The 18,865-nt window shown below is 43.2% G+C and carries 14 protein-coding genes and 1 tRNA gene; 7 read left to right on the top strand and 8 right to left on the bottom strand.

Features of this window, described 5'->3' with window-relative positions; translation table 11 throughout:
• Positions 1-43 precede the first annotated feature (43 nt).
• The 3 genes from R7F07_RS11855 to R7F07_RS11845 all read left to right on the top strand — a co-directional run bounded on the left by R7F07_RS11855 (position 44) and on the right by R7F07_RS11845 (position 2,820).
• Positions 44-307 (top strand): hypothetical protein, encoded by a 264-nt coding sequence (locus R7F07_RS11855; protein ID WP_171342534.1) that lies wholly within the window; start codon positions 44-46, stop codon positions 305-307.
• 63 nt (positions 308-370) lie between these two features.
• On the top strand, positions 371-1,357 hold the full coding sequence (locus R7F07_RS11850; RefSeq protein ID WP_318110496.1) for a GTP-binding protein: 987 nt from the start codon (positions 371-373) through the stop codon (positions 1,355-1,357).
• A 170-nt stretch (positions 1,358-1,527) separates the two neighbouring features.
• On the top strand, positions 1,528-2,820 hold the full coding sequence (locus R7F07_RS11845) for a DEAD/DEAH box helicase (RefSeq protein WP_025768979.1): 1,293 nt from the start codon (positions 1,528-1,530) through the stop codon (positions 2,818-2,820).
• A 64-nt stretch (positions 2,821-2,884) separates the two neighbouring features.
• On the opposite strand, the gene R7F07_RS11840 is transcribed toward R7F07_RS11845, so the two are convergent.
• The 3 genes from R7F07_RS11840 to R7F07_RS11830 form a co-directional block, all read right to left on the bottom strand.
• Positions 2,885-5,911: a DUF6701 domain-containing protein gene (locus R7F07_RS11840; protein ID WP_171342536.1), complete on the bottom strand. Its 3,027-nt coding sequence runs from the start codon at positions 5,909-5,911 to the stop codon at positions 2,885-2,887.
• A gap of 306 nt (positions 5,912-6,217) precedes the next feature.
• Complete coding sequence (locus tag R7F07_RS11835) at positions 6,218-7,057, bottom strand: arginase family protein (protein ID WP_025768977.1); 840 nt, start codon at positions 7,055-7,057, stop codon at positions 6,218-6,220.
• Positions 7,058-7,063: 6 nt separating this feature from the next.
• Positions 7,064-7,798 (bottom strand): IclR family transcriptional regulator, encoded by a 735-nt coding sequence (locus tag R7F07_RS11830; RefSeq protein ID WP_005386192.1) that lies wholly within the window; start codon positions 7,796-7,798, stop codon positions 7,064-7,066.
• Positions 7,799-8,146: 348 nt separating this feature from the next.
• On the opposite strand from R7F07_RS11830, the gene R7F07_RS11825 reads away from it, so the two are divergent.
• Complete coding sequence (locus R7F07_RS11825; RefSeq protein ID WP_005375659.1) at positions 8,147-9,619, top strand: EAL domain-containing protein; 1,473 nt, start codon at positions 8,147-8,149, stop codon at positions 9,617-9,619.
• Here the strand turns inward: R7F07_RS11825 and modF are convergent.
• Positions 9,607-11,061, bottom strand: a complete 1,455-nt coding sequence (gene modF, locus R7F07_RS11820; RefSeq protein WP_064354613.1) for a molybdate ABC transporter ATP-binding protein ModF — start codon at positions 11,059-11,061, stop codon at positions 9,607-9,609. The two genes, R7F07_RS11825 and modF, sit on opposite strands and share 13 nt — an antisense overlap.
• Before the next feature lie 285 nt (positions 11,062-11,346).
• On the opposite strand from modF, the gene R7F07_RS11815 reads away from it, so the two are divergent.
• Complete coding sequence (locus tag R7F07_RS11815; protein ID WP_025768974.1) at positions 11,347-12,897, top strand: PAS domain-containing methyl-accepting chemotaxis protein; 1,551 nt, start codon at positions 11,347-11,349, stop codon at positions 12,895-12,897.
• Between the two features lie 160 nt (positions 12,898-13,057).
• Here R7F07_RS11815 and R7F07_RS11810 read toward each other — a convergent pair.
• A tRNA-Ser gene (locus tag R7F07_RS11810) sits at positions 13,058-13,148 on the bottom strand.
• Between the two features lie 329 nt (positions 13,149-13,477).
• Between R7F07_RS11810 and R7F07_RS11805 the strand changes: the two genes are divergently transcribed.
• Entirely contained in the window at positions 13,478-14,158 is a 681-nt protein-coding gene (locus R7F07_RS11805; RefSeq protein WP_005375670.1) for a MaoC family dehydratase, read from the top strand.
• A 63-nt stretch (positions 14,159-14,221) separates the two neighbouring features.
• On the opposite strand, the gene R7F07_RS11800 is transcribed toward R7F07_RS11805, so the two are convergent.
• Positions 14,222-15,046, bottom strand: coding sequence for a phosphate ABC transporter substrate-binding protein (locus tag R7F07_RS11800; protein ID WP_017635752.1), 825 nt, complete (start codon positions 15,044-15,046; stop codon positions 14,222-14,224).
• A 266-nt stretch (positions 15,047-15,312) separates the two neighbouring features.
• On the opposite strand from R7F07_RS11800, the gene R7F07_RS11795 reads away from it, so the two are divergent.
• Positions 15,313-15,666, top strand: coding sequence for a DUF3024 domain-containing protein (locus tag R7F07_RS11795; protein ID WP_017821084.1), 354 nt, complete (start codon positions 15,313-15,315; stop codon positions 15,664-15,666).
• A gap of 33 nt (positions 15,667-15,699) precedes the next feature.
• Here R7F07_RS11795 and R7F07_RS11790 read toward each other — a convergent pair whose 3' ends face one another.
• Both R7F07_RS11790 and rnb read right to left on the bottom strand, forming a co-directional pair.
• Positions 15,700-16,509, bottom strand: a complete 810-nt coding sequence (locus R7F07_RS11790; RefSeq protein WP_017635750.1) for a helix-turn-helix transcriptional regulator — start codon at positions 16,507-16,509, stop codon at positions 15,700-15,702.
• Between the two features lie 71 nt (positions 16,510-16,580).
• Entirely contained in the window at positions 16,581-18,584 is a 2,004-nt protein-coding gene (gene rnb / locus R7F07_RS11785; protein WP_017635749.1) for an exoribonuclease II, read from the bottom strand.
• Positions 18,585-18,865 lie beyond the last annotated feature (281 nt).

Here is an 18,865-nt window from a genome sequence, read left to right as displayed (position 1 = left end):
ACAGGAGGTGTTAGGGGGCTAACTTTACGAAAGGCGAGTTATTATGAAAAGCAACAAAAGTAAGTCAATCGCACTTATCTCTGTCGCTGTTTTCGCATTGGCTATTGCTGCGCTTAAATTCGAAAACACGCTCGGAGTTCTTCCCATCGTAGTCGCTATTATCGCGTTTTTTACTTGCGTTATTTATACCAGTAGATACCTGTCTGATATGAAGCGTTCAGAGTTGATAAGTCAACCCAAACAAGCTCGAAAAATGTGTGCCAACGCATCACGCAATGAGCTTGATGCGTGCGATAAAAAGCGTTGAAGCGAGTCACATTCTCCGTATACTTTGCTGGAGCATTAATGCACTAACGTGTCGGAGATAAGCATGTCAAATCGAGTACCAACCAACATACTGACCGGATTTTTGGGTGTCGGTAAAACGACCACGATTTTAAATCTACTGAAGAACAAACCGGAAATAGAAAACTGGGCGGTTTTGGTCAATGAATTTGGTGAGATTGGCATCGACGGTGCATTGATGACCGACCAAGGCGCGCTGATTAAAGAAGTGCCAGGTGGTTGTATGTGCTGCACTGCGGGTGTGCCGATGTCGGTAGGTATCACCGCATTATTGCGTCAAAAACCGGACCGTTTATTGATTGAGCCAACAGGCCTTGGTCATCCAAAACAGGTTATCGCGACGCTTACCTCACAGCAGTATGAACCTTACGTTGATCTTAAAGCGACGATTGCCTTGGTTGATCCGCGTAACTTAAGTGATGAAAAGTATCTTTCTAACCAAAACTTCGTGGACCAGTTAGACAGTGCAGATGTGGTTATTGGTAGTAAGGTTGACCTATGTTCCAGCCACGATCTTGATGTGTTTAATGACTGGGTGACGGACCAATCCCCTTCAAAAGTATTCAGTAAGCTTATTCATGACGGTGAGTTACCGATAGAAGTCTTGGATATTGAGCGGGTTTACGGCAGCGCTTCTTCCCATATCGAGTCACATCATCATGACCACGCTCATCAAGAGCCTCAATTCCAGTTGGCGCCTGGTGAAGCCTTTGTGCGCAAAGAGAACAAAGGGCAGGGTTATTTTAGTTGTGGGTGGTTGTTTGGGGCAGAGTATAAGTTTGATTTTGAAAAGCTTTTCTCTATGCTTTCGGACTTGACCGCAGAGCGTGTTAAAGCGGTGGTCAATACGGATCAAGGTTGTTACGCGTTTAATGTTGCCAACCGAGTCGTGTCGGTGAATGAAATCAGCTTAGAAGGCTTTGAATCACGATTAGAAGTGATAGATTCTCAGCTGTTGCCATGGGATGAGCTTGAGCGAATTCTCCTTCAGTTATCTGGCATCAAGCGTTAAATCGAACAAAGGTTAAACGAAAACGGTGAACCACTAATATATCTGTGCTCACCGTTTTTTCTTTTGTAGGATTTCAATGAGAAAAGTGAGATAAATCACTCAAATTCGGGTATAGTGCACGGCTAAATTTTTAAAGCTATTTTTAGTGGTTTGTTTAAGGAATACGCTCAATGTCATTTTCATCTCAAGGTTTTGCGCCAGAAGTGGTTAAAGCACTGGCAGAATGCGGTTATGAAAAGTTAACGCCAATTCAACAGAAGGCGATTCCAATGGCTCGCAAAGGCCATGATATTTTCGCTACAGCACAAACAGGTACTGGTAAAACGGCTGCGTTTTCTCTGCCTATGATTCAGCAGTTGCTAGACAGTAACCGTAGCGCTTCTCGTAAGACTGCTCGCGCACTTATCTTGGCTCCAACTCGCGAGCTTGCTGAACAAATTGCTGACAACATCAAAGCTTACACGAAGTACACGAACCTGTCGGTGGCTGCGATTTTCGGTGGCCGTAAAATGTCTTCTCAAGTAACGGCATTAGAAAACGGTGTAGATATCCTAGTGGCTACACCCGGTCGATTGGAAGAGCACATTGAACAAGGTAATGTCTCGGTCGCACATTTAGAGTTTTTAGTGTTTGATGAAGCAGACCGTATCTTGGACATGGGCTTTATTCACGCAGTACGTAAGATCATGCTAGATGTGGATACTGATCCGCAAATTATGATGTTTTCAGCAACGACTTCGAGCCAACTAAATCTGTTAGCAAAAGATATCCTACGTAAGCCTAAGCGTATTGAAGTTGAGCGAGCGAATACGACAGCACAGACAGTTGCTCACGTGTTATATCCAGTTGATCAAGAGCGAAAAACGGAACTGCTTTCGGAGCTGATTGGTCGTAAGAACTGGAAACAAGTGTTGGTATTTGTGAACTACAAAGAGACCGCAAACGACGTTGTAAAAGAGCTGAAACTTGATGGTATCAAAGCGGTGGTTTGTCATGGTGACCGTGCTCAAAGTGCTCGTCGTCGTGCGTTAGAAGAGTTCAAGTCCGGTAAAGCACGTGTCATGGTGGCTACCGATGTCGCTGCTCGAGGTCTAGATATTGAAGATTTACCTCACGTTGTGAACTATGACATGCCTTTCCTAGCGGAAGATTACGTTCACCGAATTGGTCGTACAGGCCGTGCAGGTAAACAAGGTCATGCCGTTTCATTTGTAAATCGAGATGAAGAGCTCACGGTTGTTCAGGTTGAAAATCTAATCCAGCAACGCATTCGCCGTATTGAGCTTGCAGGCTATGAACCAAAACAGCGTGAATCTTACATTGAAAAGCTGCACTCAAAACCAGCGTTTAAGAATCGTCAAGGTCGTCGTAATAACCCGAACCAGTCGGCAACAGACCAAGGGTCGGCAGAGCGTCGTCTTGCTATGGTGAAGCGCCTGAAAGCGCGTCGTGGCGCAAAGTAAATTACACAGTCTGTGTGAAAAGAGCCCCTCAATTGAGGGGCTTTTTTTGTTTTGTCGTTTCGCGTTAATTTAGGCCAAGCATATTTGGCTCACCACGATAAATAATGCGATCGTTTCCTCGGTGAATACCAAACGTAACAATGACGGGTGGGTTTTCCTCTTCACTTGTAGAGCTATCCCAGTCGTATTTCAGCCAAGGGATGCGATTACCTGAGCCGTCTAAATCCAGGTGGAATTGTATTTGCTCGCGTGCTGAGTCAATTTGGCTTGCAACGATATCGGTCATTCTGCCAATACTCATCGTTCCAACGCCAGAAAGCAGGGCGTTGTTTGCTGGCGCATGAGACCAAATTGGCGTGCTGAAGTAATATTCACCACTCGCCGTTGTTGAGCTGTCATCGAAGTTAGTCGTAAATCGACCGTTTTGCCAAGTTTCTACAGCAAGTGGCACTTTGATCACCATGCCTTGGTTGCCACCTACATCTTGAAAGTTCAAACGACCGAATCGAATGTCTGGTTGTTTTGTGAGCACTTCGCTATCGTCGAAGAAGTTTACCTCATCAACGGCTTTTACTGAGACTAAACCTATTTGGCTGATATCACTATTAGTCTCGGTATTGAATGGACCATCAGGATATTGCTTATCTGTCGTGTTCTTTTTCCAGCATGGGCTATTGTTACAAGTCGCATTGGTCGAGGGCTTCTCTATAACAAACGTTCCAACACTCGCGCTACCCAGTAGTTTCCAGTCTACCTTCTTAGGCTTAGGCGGCAAAAACCGATCGGAGTATGAGCTTAGCTCGCCTAAATCGAAATGTTGTTGAAGGTTAGACGAAAAGTGGACGTAATTCTTCACGTTTTCCTTATTCGCATTGAGTGCGACAACATCGTAAGTGACTTTCTCAAAAGGTTGATTCATGTAAGCAAAAGTTTGGCCATGTGGGTAGTGCCATTCTTGGTCTTGCACTTGAAAATATTTTGGATAAAAACGACCAACGTAACGATAGCCTTCGTTCACAGTCATACCTAGATATTTACTTTCTAGGTTTGCTTTTACTCTCAAGCTCCCGACTTCTTCCCAATATAATCCATTAAAGACGAATTGATCATTCTTGGCTGAATTATGCGCCTGAGCCAGTGAGTCACTACTTTTTAGCAATTTTGAGGTTTGGTTCGCTGTCTCTGATGGCGTATGTTGCTCACTCGACAAGACAACCGATGCTGCTGGAGCATCATCAAGCGTAAAATTACGGGTGATAGAAGCATCACAATAGCGTGCTGATTCAACAGACCCACTTACAGAACCGTCAGGTTGCCAAATGATTGGTTTCACCGTTAGAGAGAAAAGTTCTCCAGCAGCAAGAAACCCTTCTCCTTGTTCAGAGGTGCCAGAAGGCAAAGCACGTTGGTTGTCACAAATAGCGAGTGTCCATGGTCGCGAGTGCACATTAAATGTCCCTTTCACTTCCACTTTGCCTTCTTCAGGGCACTCTTCAAATCCCTCACATTCAAAATGATCGGACAATGTCACTTCAAATATGCCGGACTCGTTCGTGATAAGACCATGTTCAGACAAGCCGTCTTTAAATTCCGCTGAATAGCTAAAGTTTCCTTCACTTCCTCCTAATGGTTGAACCAATGGATGAAAAACCTTAGGCGTACCATTGTAGTTGCTTGCCACTACAGGTTCGCCGGTGGAGGCACAAGCAAGCAATCGCGTATGCACGTTTTCTGGTTTACCTGCAATAACGCGTATTTCATTTAAAGTGGCGCTTTTCGTCTTTGAGTAGGCCTCAAACATAAATGGCGTAAACATAAAGCTAACCGTTTGATGTTTGCTGGTGTCTTCTGCCATAGTGAAAGTCAGCGTGTAGTTAGTACCTAACGCGATGGTATCAATATCGTTCGGGACCACTCGAACAACGAGCTCACCATTGTCGTCAGACATAAATTGGTTTGCTTTTAATGTCTGCTGACCTTTGATCACCTCTAAAGTGAACAAGTCAGGGTGTGATAGGGCTGCACTGACTTCTGCGCTTACAACTTCTCCATTATTGGTTGTCATTGCTGTAAATTGCGGAAGATCGTCGCCGCACATCAGTGCCATGTCGTCCGATGGTGTGACGCTGAGGTTTAAGTCGTTCTCCGATGGAGGCTGCATGCTGCAATTCGGAACATCTTGAGGGGTGATTGGACAGATTTGGGAAGAGTAGTGACAATCAGCCTCGCCCAATCCACAGTATTGCGTGTATTTGTTGTCTCGTGCTTTCGTTTGTGCACTTCCTGGCGTTTGTTGGATTTCACCACAAACTTGACTAGGCTGATTTGGAGCGTTGTTGAAGTTCAATGTTTGGAAGTATTTAATTGCTGCGATGGAACTATAGAATGAGCCACTTAATGTAGCTGACGATCCTACAGATTCAGCTGTGCCATAGATCGATATATCTTTTATAATCAGAGAGTTGTGCGCAGAAACATCACCGACGACAAAATGGTCTCGTAAAGGATGGTTTGTTTTTAGGTGTAGTGTTTCGCCTTGTGATTCGACCTTACCACAGATGTTTGTATTAAGTATATTGGTCGTGCTGTGTGTCGAAATATCACCAATAATGGTGTTGTACGTTCCATCAATGTTAAGTGTCGAACCTGTTAGCTTAATATTCCCGTCTATGAGAATGTTATGCAGCTTTGTTGGGTATGCCGATAGAAGATCACCATAGATGACAGTGTGTTTGTTTTGGTAATCGTCGAGGTTTGATGCTTTCTCATTGTTAACCGTTAATCCGGTAGCGAGGGCGTGTAGAGAGATACGTTTATTGGGTTCACCAATCGTATTATTCCCCTCTAACACAATTCCATAATCTGCTTTTAACGTTATCTCTTTTTCCGGTAATGAGGAGACAATTTTATCACCAGCGGGTAGGACTAGTTTCCCTGTACAGCGATAAGTCGTGCCATCGCTTTCGATACTAAAACTCTTGTGTGAGCAAAGTTGAGCTAACTCAGATAGATCTTTTACGTCATAAGTGGTGGCGTGTGAGGTTAGCGGTAAAAAAAGAACCGCAGTGAAAATACTGCAAAGACGCATCATCAAATGTCCTAATGAGTGGAACAAGATGGCATCAAGCGAGCGTGAGCAAATGCTCACTGAAATTGGAATAGCTGCGGTACTTTTTGTTTTGAAGCCGCTTAGTTATTGAACTTTGGTTGTTTTTTATTTCGTATGTCATACCAAAGTTTAGCGGCCTTATTACAACGTAAGTGTCAGGTTAGTTCAAGAGGCAAGTGTGATGTGTGTCGATTTATATGTGTAACTATTTGTTAGTTAAGGATAATAAGTAAGCATGTTGGTTCAGAATCAGGAAGGACGCGATCCTGATTCTGAATGTTTATAACGCTAGGCAGCGTGAACGATGAGTGGAGCCATCTGATATAACTCTTCTAGTATGGCTTTCGTTTGTCTCGAATAGACCAGGCAATCTCGATCGCCAACGAGCTGAATTGCTCTCACTTTACCTGCAACCAAACATTGCCTAATCGTGCGTAGAACCATTTGGATATCAATTTCTGACGCGCCATCAAGGCTGTTTTTGGTTTTTAGAGATCCAAGGTCGATACTAATGATTATTTGGTCGCAGTGGTCTAGGTAATTGCCGATCTGTTGCTTAACATTATTGCGATGACGAAAAGAAAACTCTTTATCGGTTACCCAGTCACAACCTTGATCCTCCGCGTATTCCCACGTTTCTTGCTTTGTATCTTGTTCGCTAACACCAGCAAAAAATAATCGCACGTTTTGATAGCGAGAAAGAGCAAAATGGAATGCCGAGCCTAAACGTGGTTCAAGTGTTGGTTTCAAGTTCATGTCATGTCCAATATTTACCACACCCACTTCGTCTCGATAGGACACGACCACAGGTAACATGGACAAGATTGCCTCGGTACAGTTAGTTACTAAAACAGGAATTGAGTGGCGAGAAAGCGAAAGGCTTAATGCTTCCTGAAACTCGCCATTTTCCAGCTTGTCGTGGTTGAAGTGACCAAAGTTTTCAGCGGTTTCATGATCATGCTGTTGGTATAGCCAATCGCTAGCATTTTCCAAACTTTGATCAGCTAATTCAAACGCGCCCTTAGACATGGGTGGCAAATACTCACACACTGTCATAAAAGAAAAAGGGTAATGCTGCGGCTGTTTCACGGTGTGGTGGAGTTTATAGCGTTTGAAAAAGCTTAACATGATGAATTACCTTTCTGGTGGTAGTGCCCTTGCCGCTTGCAGTACATGTAAAATAATGCGCTGCTTATCCTTTTCGACTCGGTGGGCCGGAGCCATCACCGAGACTGCGCCAATCAGTTTGCTTCCTTTCATTACCGGTGCGCTAATACCTGAAACACCAGGGTCAATCTCAGAAGTACTGACGGCATATCCGTGTTTACGGATGGTTGTGAGCTCTTTTTCCCACTCGTCACGTCGGTGATCTTGATTAAAATATCTCAAGATTTTCTCGCATCGACTTTGAGGCATAAAAGCAAGCATCACTTTAGATGAGGCACCGCGCAGCAGAGGTTGACTTTGACCCTGGACGAAGCTGCAACGCAGCGCCTGCATACTTTCTTTCTGTCTGACACAAAGCGCACGATAACCCGCTGGTACCATATAAGCGGCCATTTCCCCGGTTTGTTGTACCAACCTAGCCAGTATGGTTTCGACCATGTCGAGCCCATGTTGCGCGGTCTCATAGCTGTGCATGAGTAATAATGCCGCCGGACCAACTACAAATGTCTTGTCGTGAACGCTTTCTTCGATCAAGTTCCACTCTTTAAGCAGTTTTAAGTGTCGGTAAAGGCTGCTTAAAGGAACGTTCAATTGCTCGCTTAGCGTTTTCGCAGAAACTGGGAACGGACTAACTGCAACTTGCATTAACAACTGCAGTGATTTTTCGTTTACCTGGTTAGCATTAGCTTTGTTTGTCGTCATGAGAGTGTTGTAACGTGTTGTAGGAGTTACGACAAATATAATTCTTAATCACTGAGAAAAGAAAAATAATTTTAATGGGTAATTCTTACATGATGAGAAACAGACAGGTAAAGACTTTCGCAAGTACCGATAGACATAACATGGTGTCGAATTAAAGTCTCAGGTTTGAGGCGCTTGATACTAAATTGGAACAGGAGTGAATAAGACATTGTTTAGTTTGCGGTATTACTCAGCGTTTCGCATACTGAGTTAATCCAAACAAATAATGTTAAAAAACGTGAGTTGCTAGCGGGTATCGGAATCGAGGTACCATCTCAGTAAATCGGTTTTATAAAAGGTTACTTTTATATGCTGAATAAGGCGATTTTTAAAAAAGCCATCATTTTTCTTCTGCCTATTCCCTTGGTTATTGGAGAGGTTTTGTATTTAGCTCGTGAAAGCGTGCAAAACAATCTCAATCATTTATTAGAAAAAAATGTGCAAATTGCAGATGAAATTTTATTCCAAATAGAGACAGAAAACCGCACGGCGTTGCTACACCCTGAACGATGTGAAGAGCTCCAGCAAAGCTTAATGTTTGAACGAGATATTGAAGAAATGCTCATTGTGAAAGAGGGAGTCATTACTTGTTCTTCGAAATTGGGAAGTATCTCTAAACCGTTAGCTGAGCACATCACCTTTCCTAAGGGACAAACGCTAGCGTTTGGTAGTGTTGATAGCTTGTACGATCAGTTCTTGCTTGTGGTAACGGAGGGAGAGCGGGGTTATCAAGCCGTAACGATTATCGATCATGACTACTTTAATGCGACAATAGGGTTTAACAACGATTTACGCCTAAAACGCTCTGCGCTGTTTATCCATGATCAAGTTTCACCTGAAGGAGCATTAAGAGCGGGAAGTAATCCTATCGGTATCAAATCGTCGCAAATGTTTGAGTATGAAGCTTTGAGCGAAGCCAGCGATCTTTTCGTCAAACAGAGAACACTTTCCTATTTTTTGTACTCAATTCCAATTATTTTCGTTATCTACCTTTGCTTGTATGCGTTGAATAAGTTTATTGATCCCCATCGCAATTTGATACTGGATCTTAAAAGAGCGATAAAAAGAGGAGAGTTGACCCTGTATTACCAACCGCAAGTTAACGTTGATACCGGCCAGTTATTCGGGTTTGAAGCGCTTGTGCGATGGGAGCATCAAAGTAAGGGGTTCATTTCTCCGGATGAGTTTGTCCCTGCGGCAGAGCAAAGTGGATTGGTTTTTTTACTTACTGATTTCGTTCTGGATAAAGCGGCAGAGGACTTCAGTAAATTAGGCTTTGATCAGCCTGTCCACCTTGGTATTAACGTGCCGCCTGGTTATTTAGTCGGACCAAACGCGATCAGAAAAATTCAATTGCTCGACAGACAGTTGAGCCGAAACAAAGTCTCATTAGGGGTAGAGATAACGGAGCGTCAGCTCATTGATTCAGAGGCGAGAAAATGCATTGCAGCGCTGCGAGTGCATGGTATTGATGTGCTGATCGATGATTTTGGAACTGGCCAAACCTCGTTAGCATTTCTACAGCACATGCGCATAGATTACTTAAAAATCGATAAGTGCTTTGTCGAAACCATTGGTATTCCTAGCCTTAGTGCTTCTGTCTTAAAAGCGATGGTTCACTTCGCGGAAGAATTACAAGTACAATTGATCGCTGAAGGCGTGGAAACCATAGCGCAAGCTGAACACTTAAAGAAGATGGGAGTGAGATATCATCAGGGATACCTGTACTCCAAACCATTACCTTATGAGCAGCTTGCGCAGCGAAGTCATTATGATTGGTAGACGTTAGCTCTATAACACTGAGCATTTTCATCAAACACAAACTCTAACTCATTTTTGATGCTATCTAAGCGGTCTTCTTGGTAGTGAGACACATACAATAGTTGGCTTAAATTCTCTCTAGCGATGAGCTCAAGTGTGTTCTTAACTAACCGTCTACCCAAAAAATCTAACCCTTGATACGGCTCGTCCAAAATCAATAATGTGGGTTGTTTCACGATGGCTCTTGCAATCAGTAATAGTCGCTGCTGACCGTACTCTAATTGCTTGAATGAGGTTTTTTTGTACTGGCTCATATGTAAGATATCGAGCCACTCGTTTGCAATATTCATCTCTTTGCGAGTTGGCTGGTTATACAACCCAATCGAATCGTAAAATCCTGACAAAATGACTTCTAATGCGCTGCAATTGACTCGATATTGGAGGTGTAGCGCTGAAGACACCATACCGATATGCTGCTTAATTTCCCAGATTGTCTCGCCAGTACCACGCTTTTTACCAAAAATATCAATGTCATTGCTGTAGCATTGCGGATGATCGCCAAAGATCAATCCAAGTAAGGTACTCTTTCCACAACCATTTGGGCCTTTGACCTGCCAATGTTGGCCCTTGTCTATGCGCCAGTTCAAGTCAGTAAAAATCTTCTTATCGGTGTATTCAACAGTTCCATTCTTTAGTTCAAATATTGGGTTGTTGAATGGCGTCGAGTGCTGATGCTGACGTATCAAGCTCATCATTTCTTCACTCTGTTGCTCTGACTGAGATTTTATTTGTCCAATGATTGGATGATTATCCCAACTGGACTTATCCATTGTACTATCAAGCTTTCCTGCACTGAAAAGCGCGATGCTATTGATCCACTCAGGCATGTCAGATTCGCGAGAGAAGGTTACGAGTAGTTGCACATTTTGAGAAAGCGAGTGTAAATAGCGAGCGAGAGCAGCTCGGTGCGCAATATCTAAGCCAGTAAATGGATTATCGAGTAATACTAAGTCAGGTTGTGTGGCTAAAGCTCGGGCGAGCATTACTCTTCTGGTTTCTCCGGTAGAGAGAACGCGGAAGCCACTATCTTTAAGATGACTTAGGTCGAGATCATTAATTAGCTGTTCAGTTAAGTTGGTGTCTTGGCTCTGCTCTAGGATTAATGAATAAACAGTGCTCCCTTGGTCGATACGATCAAGAAAATCCGTATCATCCTTTTCTAATTCTCTTTCCAGTAATCGCTGTTGCTCTGATAACGACACTTGCGCAACGGACAGCCCATTTAGCTCAATTTCCCCACTATTTGGTGACATTTCATCACAAATAAGGTCTCCAAGCAGAGAGCCAATATCTCCATCCGCGCTGAATATCCCCCAAGACTGCTGAGTGTTAATTTTCCAATCGTCAATAAACAAGTGTGTCGTGTTTCTCTTAGCTGCAAGCTGACGAAAGTGAATAGTCATTGTGTTTGTCTTCCCTGTTTTCGTTTTAGTGGATTACTTATAACAATTTACGAACTCAGTACGGAAGCGCTTTTGTGTATTAATTTTGAACAGTGCTCAGTCTTGTGCATATTAACGAAGCCTTGTATTAGAGGATAAAAATGCGACTAGAGTCATTAAGTAACAAGTAAACTTGTCAATAATTTTGTTTTATTTTTGAATCAACCTATCATTATGCATGTATATGTTATGCTGATAAATTCATATTTGCCGTTTGTTAATTAATCAATGTAAGGACACATGTTTATGAGTGAAACGGAATACGATTACCCTTCGAGTTACAGCCTAGTTTCCATTACCGATACCTCCAGTTACATCAAATATGCCAGTGAAAACTTTAATGAAGTCGCGGGGTTTGATGAAGGGGAGCTTATCGGTAAACCCCACAATGTTGTGCGTCATCCTGATATGCCAAAACAGGCTTTTAAAGATTTATGGACTCACCTGAAAACTGGCAAACACTGGATGGGAATGGTCAAAAATCGACGTAAAAACGGCGGCTATTATTGGGTTGACGCGTTTGCTTCTCCTATAAAATCTAATGGTGAAGTTGTGGAATACCAATCAGTGAGATTTAAACCTGAGCGTATACACATCCAGCGAGCGGAAAAAGCGTATTCGAAGCTTCGAAATAATCGTAAGCCGTGGAAAATGTATCTTCCTCGTACACGTTTGTGGATGAGATCGGCCTTCTTCCTTTTAATTTCAAACCTTCTTGGCTTACTCATTCTACAAATGAATCAATCACCAGTGATAGCGTTTGGCGTTGTTGCGTTACTTTCCGTTTTCTCTATTTATGTATTAACCAGACCAGTTGAGAAGCTCGCTAAACAGGCTAGGCAAGACTTCAACAATCCACTCATGGAATATATTTATTGCGGAAGAATCAACGATCTGGCTGAGATTGAGCTGGGTATGAAGATGCGTAAGCAATTTGCCAATGCGCTATTGGGGCGCGTTGGCGTGTCTGTAAAAGACTCTTGCGAAAAAACGCGCGCAAGTGCTAACAGTGCTGCGACAAATAGCCAGCAAGTGACGGAGAACTTAAGCGCACAGAAAGTGGAGATTGACTCGGTCGCAACAGCGGTCAACGAGATGCAAGCCTCTTCATCTGAGATATCAAATAATGCTCAAGCGACCGCCGAGGCTACGTTAGAAGCGCAAAATACGATGATAGACAGCCGTAGCGTTATCGATAATGTTAACCAATCGGTACTAGAGCTGGTGGGTGAGCTCGGCGAAATATCTAAAGTGGTCATACGTTTGAACCAACAAACCGAGCAAATTGGAACCGTTGTTGAAGTCATCAATGGTATTGCCGAACAAACTAATTTATTAGCGTTGAACGCTGCAATTGAAGCCGCGAGGGCAGGCGAACAAGGCAGAGGGTTTGCCGTTGTAGCAGATGAAGTGAGAACCTTAGCTAAAAGAACTCAGGAATCGACAACAGAGATTAAATCGGCCATTGAAGGGATTCAAAATGGGAGCAAATCAGCGGTTTCTGCGTTAGAGAAAGGTAATGAAATGTCGACCGGAACGGTAACATTGCTAGGTACTGCTTTGGATAGCATTCAACAACTGGAGTCCCTTGTTCAGGACGTCGTCGAACGAAACCAACAAATTGCGGTCGCGATAGAAGAGCAGGTTTATGTAACGGATGAAATAAATGAAAACATCCAGTCGCTTAATTTAAAGTACAGTGAATCGTATGAACTGATGACTGAAACGAATCATATGAACACCAAAGTGCAAAATTGCACCAATGATCTGTCTGAAATGATTAAGAAGTTTGCTTAAACTTTAGAAAATCGAAGTTAAAAGCCCGCTAAACATTAGCGGGCTTTTAACTGGAATATAGTGAAGTGCTGGATTCGCTTACGAGCGAGGATTTCTAAATCTCGTTTTTTAAGAGCTAAAACGACGAAAGCTCGCAATAAATGCGAGCTCTCTAAATAAGTGGCGGAGAGATAGGGATTTGAACCCTAGATACGCTATTAACGTATGCCGGTTTTCAAGACCGGTGCTTTCAACCACTCAGCCATCTCTCCGTTGTGGGCGGTATAATAAGGAGCATAGTCCGACTTGTAAAGTGCTGAATTATAATAGAAGTACTGTTTGCTTGTTTTATGATCACTGATGTGATGTTGGACAGTTTGAAAACGGAGTGAAAAAGGGACAAAAAGTACCAATTTATAGAGTTTTTACTTTATATTGGCGCACGTCAATAAAATGGTGTTTTATTGTTATCTTGCTGATATATAAGACATAACATGCTTTTAGGGTACATGTGTTCGCCCGAAAGTATTTGCAAGACTTTGTGAACTAATTCAAAATTAACTGGTATAGCCAGTTGTGCTTAGAATTCTTAAGGGTGTTTATGAAGGTCACAAATCTATTTAAAGACAAAGTTGATGCGATTTCTGCTCATCAATCCGAGTTTATGAATTGGATGTCTCCAACGTTACGCGATTATTGGAGTGACTTTTTGGGGAAAGCTCAAAATAGCTTTCTTTTCTCAAAAGTTCGTGATCACCAGCAGCCAGCCGTCAACGAAGAAGTTGCACCTCAACCTGCACCGATCGTAATGGCACCTGAGGCTCAAAAGCTTTATGACGAGTTAAGTGAAAAAATTGGCGAAGTTATTCACACTGGTGATTGGGTTCATGTGTCTCAAGAACGTATTAACCAATTTGGTGCGGTAACGGAAGACATGCAATGGATTCATACCGATCCAGAGCGTGCTTCAACTGAATCTCCATTTAAGACAACTATCGCTCATGGCTTTTTAACATTAGCATTGCTGCCTAAACTGACGGATTCAGTCGATCCAGACAAGCCAATGTTCCCAACAGCTAAAATGGTAGTTAACTTGGGTTTAAACCAAGTCCGTTTCCCTTACCCTGTCAAAGCAGGCAATAATGTTCGTGCAGTCAGCACGTTAACAAAAGTAACGCCAATCAAAAAAGGTTTGGAGATTGAGCGCGAAATTAAAGTGGAAATTGAAGGTATTCGTCGACCTGGTGCGGTTGTGGTCTCTGTAATTCAACTGCATTTCTAATTCCGAAACCGGATAGAACACGACATAGTAAAAGAGAGCATCAGGGTGCTCTCTTTTTCATTTTTACTGATTAAAGTTTTTTACTGGCGTATAACCGTAATCTGCAATCGCTTTTTGTCCCTGCTCTGAACGAAGGAAAGCGATAAAACCTTTACCTGCATCGCTAATCTTATCTACTTTGTATAGCACTAGGAATGGTCGCGCCAACTTGTACTTATGATTGCTAATGTTTGTCGAGGTTGGGTCAATACCATCTAACTGAATCGCCTTGATCGAGCGATCTACTGACCCTACAGAGATAAAACCAATGGCGCGAGTGTTATGGTTAACAATGGTTTTTACCATGCTGTTGCTGTTTACAACCAAGTTGTTTGGGCTGATATCCGAGACAAGGCGATCATTAACGATTTTGGTCAGTCCCAGCAAGCTTTCGAAGCTGTAACGTGAACCTGAAGACGCTTCTCTAGTAACCACCGCGATAGGCTGATCTGCGCCCCCGACCTCTTTCCAATTCTTAATCTTACCTTTGTAAATATCAAACAGCTGTTGCTGAGAAAGGTTTTCTACAGAGTTGGTACGGTTTACAACAACAGCGAGGCCATCATAAGCGATAGGGTATACATTGAGATCTTCACCTTTTTCGCTTTCAGTCAGATAGCGAGAGCTCATGCCTATTTCGGCTACTCCTTTATTGACCATGGTGATACCAGCACTCGAACCAATGCCCTGAACAGCAACGTAATCGTCTGGGTGTGTTTTGTTGTATTCCTCAGCAAGTACATCCATCACACGAGCAACCGACGTTGAACCCGAGATGTTGATTTCTTTTGCAATGGTAGGGAGGGAGACTGCTATGGCCAATAACGTCGCCACAGTAAAACGTAACATATTAAACTCCATATACGGGATAAAGCAGAGTTTATGATATTGCGTTCAGGTTACACTTTTGTGAACTGTTAGCGCTAAACAGGGGAATTGTTTCTAGTCAAGAGGTGATGGAGCTAGCGTTTCCAAGTGGACTGAGATGATAATCTGGGCAAATGATAATATAGCTATCTTATACTTGAGTTAGGTAGATAACTACCATCGGTGATGATGTAAAGGTTATATACTAGGATCGACAGCTCTAACTATCATCCATCGGGAGAACGTTGATGTCAGTGTCCCAAATGGCGACAAGTCGTTTATACAAATCAGTTCAATCGCTCTGCTCTGCGCGTAATGCTAACTTGCCTGTCGAACAGGGCAAGTGCCTCTATGAGCTAGTAGAAAATGGCGTTGAGCTTCATCGGGCGCATTTTCTCCTCGACTCCCAGCATAGCGAGTATACTTCTCCCGTCGCGAAGATCATGTTTGATGAGGAAAACCAACTTTGGTATTTCTATGTTCCCACATATCACAACGAGCTGTTAAGGTGGGTGCCTTATAAGCCACTTCCATTTAGCCGAATGCTTGAGGACTTACTCAACGAGTTGGAGCGCGATCCTCAAGCGTGTTTTTGGGAATAGGGCGAGCCCAACGGATGCGAATGCCGACATGATTTATACTTTAGGCCTAACAACTTGGTTTCTAAAGTCTTTGGGGGTCATGTTGTAAACGGATTTAAATGCTGTACTGAAATGCGCTGCACTTTTAAAGCCAGACTCAAACGCTATTTCTGTTATTGATTTTTCTGACTTGCGCAGTTGGGTTGCTGCGAAGTTTATCCGTTTCACCTTTAATATCTGAGAAAACGAAAGATCATCTGCGGCGAGGCGACGTTTTAAGGTTGCGATGGACATGCTCATATGAGCCGCTAAGCCTTCTAGCGTGATGTCTTTTTCAATATTACCCTCAATGTACTTAATGGCTTTTTGAGAGTCGCTCAGGCTACTTGCATCATCTATGATAGATAGGATGTTTGGCTCTACCTCAACCATCAACGACAGCAATGCCATTGCGATATGGCTTTGTGTGTAGTCTGGAGCATTGCGACTCGCTAACTTAACCAACATGTCCTTCAATTGTGCTACTTCGCTACTGGATTGCGTTGAAAAAGGATAGAAGCGCCTTTCTTCCGTTTTGGAACGTAGCATCGGGTGCGCTTTCTTAAAGTCACAGAATATATTTGGATTGAAGACTAAAGCCAGTGCTTTAAAGCCTCCGTCACTAGAGACGGCTTCTGCACTGCTCAGATCTGCGGAGTTATAGAGTGTGAAATCTCCGGCTTTAAGTTCAAATTGCTCGCCATTAGGTTGATGAACTAATAGGGCACCTTCTTCAACAATATATAACCCATTATGTGTTGCAGTGTAACGCTCACTTTTGCGCGCAGTGAAGTGATTAAAGCGAATGATCTCAATGTTCGGCATACTCTTTCTTATCGTTTTACATAACAAATAAAAAAGGCGCTCAATAGAGCGCCTTTTAACTTCATTCGGTATTACTCACTTACAGTCTGTTCTGTTTGTGCTGCTGGTTGTTCAGCGAATACCTGGGTTGGCTTTGCAACTAAACTGCGGTTTTCTTGGTTTACGTCCGTAAGGACAATTTCCAATGTATCCCCAAGTTTGTATACGACCTCTTTATCGATAGAGATGGTACCGTTGTCGCCATTGCACTCAATTCTTTCTTTATTATCAAGAATTAGTGCACCAGGAATAAAGGCTGCTGCGCCATTTTCGAGAAGTCGGACACGTGCGCCTGCACGATTAATATCGAAAATCTCACCTGTGAAACAAGTTTTCTTACTCGGCTCATCAGCAAGCGTGCGTGCATATAGCCAATCTGAGACATTTCGCTCAGCGATTTTATGATGTTTACGATGTAGAGCTAGCTCTTCGCCTACTTGGTCATCTGGTTTTTGTACGGGTTCTTTACCAAGGATGACGGCCTTCAACATACGGTGGTTGATCATATCACCGTATTTACGAATTGGTGATGTCCAAGTTGCATAGATGTCTAAACCCATTGCGTAATGAGGCAGAGGCTGATTACCCACCTCACTGTATGCTTGGAACTTACGAATGCGGTTATCTAGATAAGACGTTTCTTGAGCTGCCAACCAGCGGCGCAACGCAGCAAAGCCTTCTAGCGTAGCAATAGACTCCGCTGTGAACTCCAACTGGCCTTCTGGATTGACAAGTTGAACCACTTCTTCAATCTTCTCGTTCTTGATACCTGCATGCGTATTGAAGACACCTGTTTCAAATTTATCGCGTAATGTACGACCTGCACAGATGTTTGCGGTAATCATGGATTCTTCAACAAGACGGTTTGCACTGCGGCGCATGTCTGCGTGGATAGCGATTACATCGTTATCTTCACTGAGCTCAAAACGGTAGTCAGGACGATCAGGGAAGACCACTGCGTTTTTCTCACGCCATTCAGCGCGAGCAAGAGAGAACTCATAAAGATCACGAACGATGGTCGCGATCTCTTCAGATGGCGTCCATGCTTCAGAGCTGCCGTTTTCTAACCAATCAGACACGTGATCGTATGCTAGGCGTGCATGTGATTTGATGTTTGCCGCGAAGAATTTAATATCGTCGCCAATCACACCATCTTTACTTACCGTTACGGTACAGCAAATAGCAGGGCGGGTTTCACCTTCAATCAGAGAACATAGGTTGTCCGCTAAATCGCGAGGTAGCATCGGGATGTTGCGTCCTGGAAGATAGATAGTATAGCCACGCTCACGCGCTACTTTATCCATTTCATCTTCAGGTGTGATGTAAGCGGTTGGGTCCGCAATAGCGATGGTGAGTTCGAAATCGCCAGATACGGTTTTCTTCGCGTACAGCGCATCGTCCATATCTTTAGTCGATTCACCGTCGATAGTGACGAATGGAACATGAGTCATGTCTACGCGTTCTAGCTCCGCGTCGTCTTTCAGTTCCCAGTTATCGATGCCTGCTGGCTCAGAGTTTGGTAGATCGTTTTGAGCAAGCGTTACCCACCAAGGCGCAATTTTATCATTCGCGTCAGTGATTTTTTCAGAAATTTCTACGAAGAAAGAGTTATCGCCTTTTAGAGGGTGGCGAATAAGATGTGCGACAACCCAATCACCTTCGGCGAACTCGTCAGGTTTTAGACCTTTCTTTAGTTTCGCTTTAAGAGATAGCTTTTTAAGCTGTGGGTGATCAGGTGCTACGTTGAGCTTGCCTTTGAACATTTTTACTCGACCAATAAAGCGAGTCACGGCTTGTTCTAGCAGCTCTTGTGGCTCTGCAACTTCGCGTTCATTTTCGGTGCGGATAATGGCGATGACTTTGTCACCGTGCATGCACTTTTTCATGTACGCAGGCGGGATGAAGAAGCTCGTCTTACTGTCCACTTCCAAAAAGCCAAAGCCTTTATCTGTGGCTTTTATTGAGCCTTCTTTTTTAGGCAGGTTTTCTTGGATTTGCTGCTTAAGCTGAGCGAGTAGTGGGTTATCTTGAAACATCTTTTCTTAAATTACCGATGGACTTGGGCACACTATAATCATTGCGAGCTATTATTACTACCTGTGGAGCGTAATTTCGCCGTGAATTTTGCCAATTTAACCACGAGAAATTGGCTTAAATATTGATGAAATTCTCATCTGTGAGTTACGCGAATCTACGGGGAATGGTAGGGTTGGTGGAAAAATATGCTAAAAATACCATTGTTGAGAATAAATTGTGATGTAATTCAATTTTTTCTGGATTTTTTTATGCTTTTAAGGAATAATCCGCCTCCCTTAGT

Source organism: Vibrio sp. YT-16 (genome assembly GCF_033337405.1).
In the GTDB taxonomy this organism is placed as follows: Bacteria; Pseudomonadota; Gammaproteobacteria; order Enterobacterales; family Vibrionaceae; genus Vibrio; species Vibrio alginolyticus.
This window is presented reverse-complemented; position numbering and strand designations above follow the sequence as displayed.